This window comes from Xenophilus sp. Marseille-Q4582, assembly GCF_916700565.1.
Taxonomy (GTDB): Bacteria; Pseudomonadota; Gammaproteobacteria; order Burkholderiales; family Burkholderiaceae_C; genus Xenophilus.
Genome location: NZ_CAKAKO010000003.1, coordinates 396,585 through 408,889, shown reverse-complemented (window position 1 = coordinate 408,889; position 12,305 = coordinate 396,585). Strand labels below are relative to the sequence as shown.

Sequence of the window (12,305 nt, the reverse complement as noted above, 5' to 3'; positions counted from 1 at the left end):
CGGGTGATGCCCGGCCTCTTGCGTTCGTGGCGCCCGCCTGGCAGGCGCGCTCAGTGCGCCGACGCCGGCTCGGGCGCGGTGTCGTCCTTGTGGCGCCCGAACAGCGAGCGGATGATCAGGTAGAACAGCGGCACGAAGAAGATGGCCAGCACCGTGCCGGTCACCACGCCGCCAATCACGCCGGTGCCGATCGCGTGCTGGCTGCCCGAGCCGGCGCCCGACGCGATGGTCAGTGGGATCACGCCCGCGCCGAAGGCCAGCGAGGTCATCAGGATCGGGCGCAGGCGCAGCCGCGCGGCCTGCAGCGTGGCCTCCCACAGCGCGAGGCCGCGGCGTTCGCCGTCGGCCGCGAATTCCACGATCAGGATCGCGTTCTTCGCCGCCAGGCCCATGGTGGTGAGCAGGCCCACCTGGAAGAAGATGTCGTTGTTCAGCCCGCGCAGGTTGGCCGCGACCAGCGCGCCCACGATGCCCAGCGGCACCACCAGCAGCACCGAGATGGGAATGGTCCAGCTTTCGTACAGCGCGGCCAGCGCCAGGAACACGACCAGCAGCGAGACGAGGTACAGCGCCAGCGCCTGGCCCGAGGCCAGCTTTTCCTGGTAGGACAGGCCCGTCCACGCGCCGCGCACGCCGCCAGGCAGCTCGGCCACGTACTGCTCCATGCGCTGCAGCGCCTCGCCGGAGCTGAAGCCCGGCGCCGCCTCGCCCTGGATGTTGAAGGAGGGCGTGCCGTTGTAGCGGTACAGCGCCGAGGGGCCGTAGAACCAGCGCGAGGTGGCGATGGACGAGAAGGGCGCCATCGACCCGTCGGCGGTGCGCAGGCTCCACAGGCCGATGTCCTCGGGGTTCATGCGATAGGGCGCGTCGGCCTGCATGTAGACGTTCTTCACCCGCTCGCGGTCGATGAAGTCGCCCAGGTAGACGCTGCCCACGGTGGAGGTGAGCAGGGTGTTGACCTGCGCCTGCGGGATGCCCAGCGCGCCGGCCTTGGCGCGGTCGATGTCGACTTGCAGCTGCGGCTGGTCCTCCAGGCCCGAAAAGCGCACCTGGCGCAGGTTCTCGTCGGCGCGCGCGCGGGCCAGCAGCTTGTCGCGCAGGGCCAGGAACTCGTCGCGCGGCATGCTGCCGGTGTTCTGCAGCTGCAGGTCGAAGCCGGCCGAGTTGCCCAGGCCCGAGACGGCCGGCGGCACGATCACCGTGATCAGCCGCGCGACCGGGTCCTGGGCCAGCGCCTGGCGCGCGCGCTCGCGGATGGCGAACACGCTGTTCTCGCGGCCGGGCCGGTCGGCCCAGTCCTTGAGCTTGACGAAGGCCTGGCCCAGGTTCTGGCCCGAGCCGGCATTGCTGAAGCCCGGCGAGGTGAACACGCCGTCGACGTTGGCCGATTCCTGCTCGCGGAAGTAGGTGCTGATGCGCTGCGCCACGCCGCGCGTCTGCTCCAGCGTCGCGCCTTCGGGCAGGCTGTAGCTGACGATGATGGAGCCCTGGTCCTCGTCGGGCAGGAAGCCGGTGGGCGTCTTCATGAACATCAGCACCATGCCGGCGCAGATGAGCACGTAGATGGCCATGAACAGGCCGCGCCGCGGCAGGCGCCGGCGCAGGCTGCCGTCGTAGCGTTCCACCTGGCGGTCGAAGAAGCGGTTGAACCAGCCGAAAAAGCCCGTGGTCTTCTTCTCGTGGCCCGGCACGTGCTGCTTGAGCAGCGTGGCGCACAGCGCGGGCGTGAGGATCAGCGCCACCAGCACCGACAGCACCATGGCCGAGACCACCGTGATGGAGAACTGGCGGTAGATGATGCCGGTGGCGCCGCCGAAGAAGGCCATGGGCAGGAACACGGCCGACAGCACCACGCCGATGCCGATCAGCGCGCCCGTGATCTCGCCCATGGACTTGCGCGTCGCCTCCTTGGGCGAGAGGTGTTCCTCCTCCATGATGCGCTCGACGTTCTCCACCACCACGATGGCGTCGTCCACCAGCAGGCCGATGGCCAGCACCATGCCGAACATGGTGAGCATGTTGATCGAGTAGCCGAACACCGCCAGCACGCCGAAGGTGCCCAGCAGCACCACCGGCACCGCGATGGCGGGGATGAGCGTGGCGCGCCAGTTCTGCAGGAACAGGAACATCACCAGCACCACCAGCACGATGGCTTCGAGCAGCGTCTTGATCACGTCGCCGATGGCCTGCTCGACGAAGGGCGTGCTGTCCACCGGATAGAACACGTCCACGCCGGGCGGGAAGCTGGGGCGCAGCTGTTCCACCGTCGCCTTCACGGCGGCGATGGATTCGAGTGCGTTGGCGTCGGGCGCCAGGCGCACCGCGATGCCCGAGGCCGGGAAGCCGTTGAAGTTGCCGCTGAAGGTGTAGTTGGCCGAGCCCAGTTCCACGCGGGCCACGTCCTTGAGCTGCACGAGGGAGCCGTCGGGGTTGCTGCGCAGCAGGATGGCCTTGAACTCGTCGGCCGTGCGGTAGCGCGACTGCGCGTTGACCACCGCATTGAGCTGCTGGCCCGGCGGCGCGGGCTGGTCGCCGATCTGGCCGGCGGCCAGCTGCACGTTCTGCGACTGGATGGCCGCCTGCACGTCGCTGGGCGTGAGGGCGTAGCTGCGCAGCTTGAACGGGTCGAGCCAGATGCGCATGGCGTACTGGCCGCCGATGACCTGCACCTCGCCCACGCCGGTCACGCGGCTGATCGGGTCCTGCAGGTCGCTGACCAGGAAGTCCGCCACGTCGCCGGGCTGCATGCGCCCGCTCTTGTCGTAGAGCGTGACGAACAGGTCGGTGGCCACGCCGGCCTTGCGCACCGTCACGCCCTGGTCCTGCACTTGCTGCGGCAGGCGCGACATGGCCTGCTGCACGCGGTTTTGCACCTGCACCTGCGCGGTGTCGGGGTTGGTGCCGGGCTGGAAGCTCACCAGGATCTGCACGCGGCCCGACGAATCGCTGCGCGCCGTCATGTAGAGGTAGCCGTCCAGGCCGGTGAGCTGCTGCTCGATGATCTGCGTGACGCTGTTCTCCAGCGTCTGCGCGTTGGCGCCCGGGTAGTACGAGAAGATGCTCACCGAGGGCGGCGCCACCGTCGGGTAGCGCGTGAGCGGCAGCAGGTGGATGGCCAGCGCGCCGGCCAGCATGATCGTGATGGCGATGACCCAGGCGAAGATGGGCCGGTCGATGAAGTAGCGGGAAATCATCGGCGGGCGGTCAGGGCTTGGCGGGCGCAGCGGTGGCGGGGCTCTGGCCGCCAGCGGCTGGCGCGGCGGCGGGGGCCACAGGCGTGCCGTTCTGCGGCGGCGTGGCGGAAGCCGGGGGCTCGTCCACCGGCTTCACGGTGTTGCCGGGCTGCACGTTCTGGCCGCCGGCCACCACCAGCTTGTCGCCGGCCCGCAGCCCGTCGCTCACCAGCCATTGGTTGCCCACCGAACGGGCCACGGTCACGGGGCGCAGCTCCAGCTTGTTCTCGGGCGTCACCACGCGCGCCTGCGGGTTGCCGCGGCGGTCGCGCGAAACGGTGGCCTGCGGCACCAGGATGCCGTCGGGCGTGCTGCCTTCGGTGACCACGGTGCGCACGTACATGCCCGGCAGCAGCAGGCCGTCGGGGTTGGGGAACCTGGCGCGCAGCGTGACCGAGGCGCTGCTCGGGTCCACCGTCACCTCGGTCAGCTGGATGCGGCCTTCGTGCGGGTAGGTGCTGCCGTCCTCCAGCGTCAGCGTCACGCGCTGGCCCTGGGCGTCGCGGCTGAGCTTGCCGGCCGCCAGCGCCTGGCGCAGCCGCAGGATCTCGGTGCTGGATTGCGAGATGTCGACATAGATCGGGTCCAGCTGCGAGATGGTCAGCAGCGGCGTGGCCTGGCCGGCGCTGACCAGCGCGCCCGGTGTCACGGCGCTGCGGCTGGTGTGGCCGGCGATGGGCGCCGTCACGCGCGTGTAGCGCAGGTTGATGCGCGCCGTCTCCAGCAGGGCGGACTGCACCCGCACCTGGGCCTGGGCCTGGCCGTAGGCCGCCTGGGCGTTGTCGTATTCCTGCTTGCTCACGCCGTTGTGCGCCAGCAGTGCCTTGTAGCGCTCGGCCAGCGCGCGCGTGGAATTGACCGTGGCCTGCGCATTGGCCAGCGCGCCTTCCTGCTGCGCCAGCGCGGCCTGGAAGGGGGCGGGGTCGATCTCGTACAGCACCTGCCCGGCCTTGACCTGCGTGCCTTCGGTGAAGGGCTGGCTGCGGATGATGCCGCCCACCTGCGGGCGCACCTCGGCGGTCATGAAAGGCGCCGTGCGGCCCGGCAGTTCGGTGCGCAGCGGCACGGTCTGCACCTGCAGCGTGCGCACCACCACTTCGGGCACCGGGGGCGCGGCGGCGGGCGGGGGGGCTTCGCGGCAGGCGCCCAGCAGGCCCAGGGCACAGAACAGGGCCGCCAGGGCCGGATATCGAGTCACTGTCAAAGGTCGTCCTTGGAAGGCGAGGGCGTCAGGGGACGCCCGGCCGGGGTCTGTTCGCAATCCCGCCGCAGCAGCCCGGGCAGGTGGGTGCACGCAAAGGCAAAAAGAGTGCCCATGAGCGCCAAAGTTCTCGAAGTTTTCGCCCTTCGAACATCGCGTTGGGGGCCGTGCCGCTGGCGTCTTTCGCCCGCGAACGGGCCGCGCACCCGAAAAGCAAGGGCGAAGCGTAAATCGATTGTGTGAACGGCAAGCAAAGTTGTCCGATGACCTTGTGCGGCGCGAAGGACTTCAGGATCAAAAGACTGTATAAATAAACAGTTATCCTTGGTGTCCCATGTTGTCCCACGCCTTTTCCGGCCCGCTGGCCGGGCACGACGACCTTTCTGCCCTGCGGGAGCGGGGCGTCTGGCGCGCGGACGAACTGGACGCGGGCGGCGAGGCGGTCTGCCCCACCGGCCACCCGGCGCTCGATGCCGAGCTGCCCGGCGGCGGCTGGCCGCAGGGTGCCCTCACCGAACTGCTGCAGCCCGATCCTCCCCCGCCCCTGTGGCCCCTGCTGCTGCCGGCACTGGCGCGCACCGTGGCGCTGCGGCCCGGCACGCGGGTGGTGCTGGTGGCACCGCCGCTGCCGCCTTTCGGGCCTGCCCTGGCGGCCGGCGGACTGCCTTCGCAGGCCCTGCTGTGCGTGCAGCCCGACAAGCCCGCCGAGCGCCTGTGGGCCAGCGAACAGGCGCTGCGCTGCGCCGACGTGGGCGCCGTGCTGGCCTGGCTGCCGCAGGCGCGCGCGCCCGACCTGCGCCGCCTGCAGCTGGCGGCGGCGAAGCAGGGCGGCCTGCTGTTCATCCTGCGGCCGGCCACGCAGGCGCAGCAGGCTTCGCCCGCCCGGCTGCGGCTGGGGCTGGAGCTGCAGGCGCCCGGCCCGCACGAAGGGCCGGCCCTGCTGTCGCTGCACCTGCTCAAGCGGCGCGGGCCGCCGGCTTCGCAGCCCGTGCAGGTGCCGGCGCAGGGCGCGGCCCTCGAAGCCCTGCTGGCCGCGGCGCAGGCGCGCCGGCGCACGAAGGTGGCGAGCGAGGCCGCGACGGCCCCGCCGCCTGCCGGGGCGCGCGTGCTGCCCTGGCCGCCACGCCGCGCGGCGTCCCGAAGCGCGGCGCCGGAACCGACGAGACCCCATGCACTGGATCGCCCTGCATTGGTCCCCATCTGAGGCCGCGCCCGCGGCCGGGGGGGATGCGCCCCTCGCGCCCCGCCGCGAGGCCGGGCTGCCGGACGCTGCATCGCCCCAGGTCCCATCGGCCGGCGCGCGGTCACCCCAGCCATGGCCCGACGCCGAGTCCCTGGGCTGGTGGGCCCTGCAGTTCACGCCGCATGTGGCCTGGTGCGACGAAGCCCTGATGCTGGAGGTGTCGGCCTGCGAGCGCCTGTGGGGCGGCCGCCAGGCGCTGATGCGGCAGATGGCCGCCACCGCCCCCGAAGGCCTGCGCCCGCGCCAGGCCCAGGGCGCCAGCAGCCTGGTCGCGCTGGCGCGGCTGCGCCTGTACCTGCACGGGAAGCCGCCGCCCGAGCGCCTGCCCGAGGCCCTGCCGCTGTGGACGCTGAGCGCCGCGCAGCCGCACCTGAAGATGCTGGCCCGCCTGGGCTGCCGCACCTGGGGCGATGCGGCGGCGCTGCCGCGCGCCGGCCTGGTGCGGCGCTTCGGCGCCGAACTGCGCGAGGCGCTCGACGTGGCCTGGGGCCTGCGGCCCGAGCGCCTGGCCTGGCTCACGGCGCCCGAGGCCTTCGACCAGCGGGCCGAGCTGCCCGCGCTGGCCACCACCGGGCCCGAACTGCTGTGGTCGGCCCAGCGCCTGCTGGGCGCGCTGCGCCTGTGGCTGCAGGCGCGCCAGTGCGGCGTGCTGGCGCTGGAGCTGGAATGGACGCTGGACCTCAAGCGCCTGCAGGGCGTGGAGCTGCCGCGTTCACAGCGCCTGCGGGTGCGCACCGCCGAGCCCGTGCAGGAGATGGCCCACCTGCGCCGCCTGCTGGCCGAGCGCCTGGCGCAGGTGACGCTGCTCGCGCCCACGGGCTGGCTGCGGCTGCGCTCCGTCGAGACGGCGCCCTGGAGCGCCAGCGCGCGCAGCCTGCTGCCGCCGCGCCGCGCCCTGGCCCCGGGCGGCGCGGCGCAGGACGCGTGGGATTCTGCGCCCGGCGAGCCGCTGCACCAGCTGGTGGAAAAGCTCAGCGCCCGGTTCGGCCCGCAGGGCGTGCAGGTGCCCGTGCCGCAGGCCGACCACCGGCCCGAGCGCATGCAGGCCTGGGTGCCGGCCGTGCGCCAGGCGCCTGCGGCCGCGGGCGGGCGGGCGGTCGCCACGTCCGTCAGCGCATTGCTGCCCACCTGGCTGCTGCCCGCGCCGTTGCCACTGAACGTGCACGAAGGCCGCCCGCACTACCACGGCCCGCTGGAAAAGCTGGTCGGCCCGCAGCGCCTGGAAGGCGACGGCTGGTGGGAAGAGGGCGAGGCCGGCGATGGGGCCGCCGGGGCAGATGCGGCCGATGTGGCAGACGGGCCGCAGGGCGCCGCCGTGGCGCGCGATTACTACATCGCCCGCAGCCCGCAGGCCGGCCTGGTGTGGATCTACTGCGAGCGCAGGACGCTGCGCAGCACCGGCCAGGAGGCGCGCTGGTTCCTGCAGGGGCTCTATGCCTGACCTGAGCGCCAAGGAAGAGGCCGCGCGCGACGGTCGCCGCCGCCCAGCCCCGTGCCTGCCCGCGCCGCCGGCCCGGGAACACGCGCGTCTGCCGGACTACACCGAGCTGCACGCCCTCAGCAACTTCAGCTTCCAGCGGGGCGCCTCGAGCCCCGAGGAACTGGCGGTCCATGCCTGGTCGAAAGGCTACGCCGGCCTGGCCATCACCGACGAATGCTCGGTGGCCGGCGTGGTGCGCGCGATGTCGGGGCTGAAGGATTTCATCGAAACGCTGGACGAGATCGAGCGCAGGAAGCCGGGGCTGCCCAGGCTGCCGCGCAACCCGGATTTCCGGCTGCTCTACGGCAGCGAATTCCGGCTGGAGCGCTACACGCTGGTCGCCCTGGCGCGCGACCTCCCGAGCTGGGGGCAGCTGTGCGAAACGATCACCGCGGCGCGCACGCAGGACGAGGTGCGCAAGGGCCGGTACCGGCTCGAAGGCGGCCTGGCCGCGCTGGCGGCCTTGCGCGATTGCGAGATCCTGTTCGTGCCGCATCGCCAGAGCGGGGCGCCGATCGACACCGGCGCCCTGGCGGCGGACCTGGCCGCGGTGGCCGCGCAGGTGGTGCCGCCGGCCGATCCGGGCTGGGTGGCGCCGCCCGCGCCGCCGGGCGAAGAAGCGCAGAGGGCGCCGCCCGGCCTGTGGCTGGCCGTGGAGCTGCACCAGGAACTGGATGACGACCTCTGGCTGGCCGCGCTGAGCGAGGCCGGCGCCCGCACGGGCGTGCCCTGCGTGGCCGCGGGCGGCGTGCGCATGCACGTGCGCTCGCGCAAGCCGCTGCTGGACGTGCTCACGGCCGTGCAGCTGGGATGCACCGTGGCCGAATGCGGACTCGCGCGCACCGCCAATGCCGAGCGCCACCTGCGTTCGCGCCTGCGGCTGGCGCAGATCTATCCGGCCGAGCTGCTCGCGCACACGATGCGGGTGCGCGAGCGCTGCGGTTTTTCGCTGGAAGAACTGCGTGAGCACTACCAATACCCGCTGGAGCTGGTGGAGGAGGGCGAGTCGGCGGCGCAGACATTGACGCGCAAGACCTGGGCCGGCGCGCGGGAGCGCTATCCCGGCGGCCTGCCCGACGCCGTGCGCCAGCAGGTGCAGCACGAACTCGATCTGATCATCGAGCTGGGCTACGAGATGTTCTTCCTCACCGTCGAAGACATCGTGGCCTTCGCGAGAAAGAAGGAGATCCTGTGCCAGGGCCGCGGCTCCTCCGCCAATTCGGCCGTCTGCTACTGCCTGGGCATCACCGCGCTCGCGCCCGATGATGCCCACCTGCTGTTCGAGCGCTTCCTGAGCCGCGAGCGCAAGGAGCCGCCCGACATCGACGTCGATTTCGAGCACCAGCGCCGCGAGGAGGTGATCCAGTACATCTACGGCAAATACGGCCGCGAGCGCGCCGCCATCGCGGCCGTGGTCATCGCCTACCGCACGCGCAGCGCCATCCGCGACGTGGGCAAGGCGCTGGGCGTGGACGCGCGCCTGGTCGACGCCTTCGCCAAGGACCACCACTGGTTCGATTCGCTGGGCCCGGCGGGCGATGCGCAGGCGCAGCCGGTGATGACCGAAGCCGTGGCCGCCAGCCTGCGGCAGGCGATGGACAGGTCCGGCGCTGCCGAGCCGTGGCACAAGCTGCACCTGTGGGTGGAACTGGCGCGCACGCTGCGCGGCTTTCCGCGCCACCTGAGCCAGCACGTGGGCGGCTTCGTGCTCACCGAAGGCCGGCTCACGCGCCTGGTGCCGGTGGAAAACGCGTCCATGAAAGACCGCTCCGTCATCCAGTGGGACAAGGACGACCTCGAAGCCATGGGCATGCTCAAGGTCGACGTGCTGGCGCTGGGCATGCTCAGCGCCATCCGCCGCGCCCTGAAGTTCATGAACGACTGGCGCGGCACGCGCTGCGAGATGCACCAGCTGCCCATCGACGACGAAGCCACCTACGACATGATCTGCGCGGCCGACACCGTCGGCGTGTTCCAGATCGAGAGCCGCGCGCAGATGTCCATGCTGCCGCGCCTGCGGCCGCGCTGCTATTACGACCTGGTGGTGGAGGTGGCCATCGTGCGGCCGGGCCCCATCCATGGGGGCATGGTGCATCCGTACCTGAAGCAGCGCGAACGGCAGCGGCGGGGCGACCCGCTTGTCCTGGCCAAGCCGGAGCTGGAAGAGGCTTTGGGCCGTACCCTGGGCGTGCCCATCTTCCAGGAACAGGTGATGCAGATCGCCATGATCGCGGCCGATTTCACGGCCGACGAAGCCGACCGACTGCGCCGCGCCATGGCGGCCTGGAAGAAAAAAGGCGGGATCGACCGCTTCCAGGAGCCACTGGTCGAAGGCATGGTGCACAAAGGCTATGACCGCGCGTTCGCCGAGGCCATCTTCAAGCAGTGCGAAGGCTTCGGCGAGTACGGCTTCCCCGAAAGCCACGCCGCCAGCTTCGCGCTGCTGGTGACGGTGAGCGCCTGGCTCAAGTGCCACGAGCCGGCCTGCTTCCTCGCGGCGCTGCTCGATTCGCAGCCCATGGGTTTCTACACGCCTTCGCAACTGGTGCAGGACGCGCGCCGCCACGGCGTGGACGTGCGGCCCGTGGACGTGATGGCCAGCGACTATGACTGCACGCTGGAGCCGCGTGATCCTGGCTTCGTGCCGCCGCACCTGGCAGCGCGCCATGCCGCTTTCCAGGGCCGGCAGGACGGACGGGGCCAGCCCGCCGTGCGCCTGGGCCTGTCGCGCATCGACGGCTTGAGCAAGGCCGGCGCCCTGCGCGTGGTCGCCGCGCGCGCGCAGCGGCCCTTCACCAGCGTGGAAGACCTTGCCTTGCGCGCCGAACTGGACCCGCGCGACATGGCCGCATTGGCCGGCGCCGAGGCCCTGCGCGCGCTGGCCGGCCACCGGCGCCAGCAGGTGTGGGAAGCAACGGGGCCGCGCGGCGCGGGTTCGCGCATGCCTTCCTTGCTGCAGGGCGTGCCCGTGCACGAGGCGCCGCTGCAGCTGCCCCTGGCCAGCGAAGGCGAAGAGATCGCGGGCGACTATGCCGCGCTGGGCCTGACCCTGCGCCGCCACCCGCTGGCGCTGCTGCGCCCGCGCCTGGCGCGGCTGCGCCTGCTCAGCGCACGCGAACTGGAGGCCGTGCCGCATGGCCGCACCGTGCGCGCCTGCGGCATCGTCACCGTGCGCCAGCGCCCGGGCACGGCCAAGGGCACCATCTTCGTCACGCTGGAGGACGAGACCGGCCCCGTGAACGTGATCGTCTGGCCGGGCGTGGTCGAGGCCTGGCGCGTGCCGCTGCTGCAGTCGCAGCTGCTGGCCGTGCAAGGGCAATGGCAATGCGGGCCGGGCGAAGCGCAGCGCGAGCCCGGCACCACCCCGGTGCGGCACCTGATCGCCGCGCGCTTCAAGGACCTCACCCCCTGGCTGGGCCAGCTGGCCCAGCGCCAGCGCAGCCGGGACTTTCATTGACCGGCAAATACAGAACAACAGAACAGAGACAGCACCATGCCCCGGGACCTGCCCGTGTACGAATCCTTTCCGCAAGCCTACGTGTGGCTGCGCCCGCCGGAGGAACTGGCCCGGGCGCTGGCTGCGCACCGCGACCGCTGGTGGTGGCCGCGCGGCTGCCACCTGCCCCAGCCGCATCGCCTGCACCTGACCTTGCAGGCGTTGGGGCCGCTGGACGACGAAGCGCTCGCGGAGGTGGCGCGCGCGCTGTCCAGCCTTGGCGCGCAGGCCTTCGACCTGGAACTGGCCTGGTCGGGCGTGTGGTCCGGCAACGAGGTCGCCGTGGCCCGGCCGCGCGCCGATACCGGGCTGGCGAATCTGCACGCCGGCCTGTGCCGCTGCCTGCGGGGCCAGCGCGTGGCCCGCAGCTGGTCGCCGCATGTCACCCTGGCGTGGAAGGTGCCGCGGGCCGGCGCCGCGCCGCTGGAGCCTCTGCGCTGGCCCGTGCGCGAGTTTCTGCTGGTGCGCTCCTGGATGCGGCCCTGGGAGCCCGCGCAGCACGAGGTGCTGCAACGCTACGCATTGGCCCCGCCCACGGACACGTCCTGTCACCCCGGCCGGCCCACAAGCGTGGCCTGATCCGCTAGGCTGTACCCCACCGCCCGCGCCTTCCCCCGGCGCTTCATGCTCTCTTCACGCGTTCAGGCCTCCTTGGGAGCGCTGCGACGCTTTGGCCCCCGACCTGCCCATGCTGCTTGAAACCCCCTTCGGCCCGCCGCCGCCCGCCCCCGATCTGCCGCCCGGCATGCCGCCGCCCTCGCCGTTTCCGGAGCAGCCGCCCGAGGTCGATCCGCCGCCCGGCGAACCGCCGGTGGAGGAGCCCGGCCGTGAGCCGCCCGTGGCCGATCCGCCGCTGCACCGCGCGCTGGGCCGGGTGCATGCGCGGCGCCTGCGCGAGTTGCACCGCTCGGCCGGCTGGCCTTGCGGCGACCTGGTGGAGGTCGAACTGCTGGCGGCCGGCCTGCTCACGCGCGAGCGCGATGCCTCGGGCCACGAGACGCTGCGCCTGAGCGACGCGGGCATCGCGCACCTGGCCCAGGTACATGGGGGCCACCGCGCGCGCCTGACGGCCCATGAAGCCCTGGTCGAGCAGGTGGCCCGGCAGATGACGCGCAACGGCCGCCTGGCCTGGCGCGGGCTGCGCCTGCGCGCGCGGCTGCCGGCACCGCAGGCGCTTGCGGGCGCGCAGGCGCGGGGCCTGCTGGAAGACACGCAGGGTGAACAGGACGGCCCGGCGCGCTGGTGCATCGCCTGCCCCGATGTCTTCTCGATCCGCAACACCAGCGTGGAAGCCTATTGCCACCCGCTGGTGCACGAGATCAAGGTCAGCCGCGCCGACCTGCTGGGCGACCTGCGCAAGGCAGACAAGCGCGCGGCCTACCTCGACCTGGGCGGCGAATGCTGGTACGTGCTGGGGCAGGACGCCAAAGGCCGCGCCATCGCCGCGCCCGAGGAAGTGCCCGAAGGCTGTGGCGTGCTCATGCAGGAGGGGCCGCGCCTGGTCGTGGCGCGCGCGGCCGTGTACCGACCCGTGCAGCGCCTGCCTTTCGCCGTGTGGATGGCGCTGGCGCGTGCCCAGCCCATGCCCGGCTTCGACGAGGACGCGCAGGACCTGCTCGTTCCCTGCCACTGAAGCCATGGCGGCGCGTTCC

7 protein-coding genes are annotated in these 12,305 nt (G+C 72.2%); 5 read left to right on the top strand and 2 right to left on the bottom strand.

The window, feature by feature from the left end; all coding sequences use genetic code 11:
• Nucleotides 1-50: 50 nt before the first annotated feature.
• Both LG388_RS12430 and LG388_RS12425 read right to left on the bottom strand, forming a co-directional pair.
• Complete coding sequence (locus LG388_RS12430; RefSeq protein WP_304956847.1) at nt 51-3,194, bottom strand: efflux RND transporter permease subunit; 3,144 nt, start codon at nt 3,192-3,194, stop codon at nt 51-53.
• A 10-nt stretch (nt 3,195-3,204) separates the two neighbouring features.
• Nucleotides 3,205-4,431, bottom strand: coding sequence for an efflux RND transporter periplasmic adaptor subunit (locus LG388_RS12425; protein WP_225783590.1), 1,227 nt, complete (start codon nt 4,429-4,431; stop codon nt 3,205-3,207).
• 337 nt (nt 4,432-4,768) lie between these two features.
• On the opposite strand from LG388_RS12425, the gene imuA reads away from it, so the two are divergent.
• The 5 genes from imuA (at nt 4,769) to LG388_RS12400 (ending at nt 12,286) form a co-directional block, all read left to right on the top strand.
• On the top strand, nt 4,769-5,638 hold the full coding sequence (gene imuA / locus LG388_RS12420; RefSeq protein WP_225783048.1) for a translesion DNA synthesis-associated protein ImuA: 870 nt from the start codon (nt 4,769-4,771) through the stop codon (nt 5,636-5,638).
• Complete coding sequence (locus LG388_RS12415) at nt 5,604-7,118, top strand: DNA polymerase Y family protein (RefSeq protein WP_225783047.1); 1,515 nt, start codon at nt 5,604-5,606, stop codon at nt 7,116-7,118. Before imuA ends, LG388_RS12415 begins: the two co-directional genes overlap by 35 nt.
• On the top strand, nt 7,111-10,614 hold the full coding sequence (locus tag LG388_RS12410) for an error-prone DNA polymerase (RefSeq protein ID WP_225783046.1): 3,504 nt from the start codon (nt 7,111-7,113) through the stop codon (nt 10,612-10,614). Before LG388_RS12415 ends, LG388_RS12410 begins: the two co-directional genes overlap by 8 nt.
• A gap of 36 nt (nt 10,615-10,650) precedes the next feature.
• Complete coding sequence (locus LG388_RS12405) at nt 10,651-11,232, top strand: 2'-5' RNA ligase family protein (RefSeq protein ID WP_225783045.1); 582 nt, start codon at nt 10,651-10,653, stop codon at nt 11,230-11,232.
• A 109-nt stretch (nt 11,233-11,341) separates the two neighbouring features.
• Nucleotides 11,342-12,286: a hypothetical protein gene (locus tag LG388_RS12400; protein ID WP_225783044.1), complete on the top strand. Its 945-nt coding sequence runs from the start codon at nt 11,342-11,344 to the stop codon at nt 12,284-12,286.
• Nucleotides 12,287-12,305: the final 19 nt, after the last annotated feature.

Coding starts and splice junctions, on each gene's coding strand:
- LG388_RS12405 (WP_225783045.1), top strand. CDS start 10,651: ATGCCCCGGGACCTGCCCGTGTACGAATCCTTTCCGCAAGCCTACGTG.
- imuA (WP_225783048.1), top strand. CDS start 4,769: ATGTTGTCCCACGCCTTTTCCGGCCCGCTGGCCGGGCACGACGACCTT.
- LG388_RS12400 (WP_225783044.1), top strand. CDS start 11,342: ATGCTGCTTGAAACCCCCTTCGGCCCGCCGCCGCCCGCCCCCGATCTG.
- LG388_RS12410 (WP_225783046.1), top strand. CDS start 7,111: ATGCCTGACCTGAGCGCCAAGGAAGAGGCCGCGCGCGACGGTCGCCGC.
- LG388_RS12430 (WP_304956847.1), bottom strand. CDS start 3,194: ATGATTTCCCGCTACTTCATCGACCGGCCCATCTTCGCCTGGGTCATC.
- LG388_RS12415 (WP_225783047.1), top strand. CDS start 5,604: ATGCACTGGATCGCCCTGCATTGGTCCCCATCTGAGGCCGCGCCCGCG.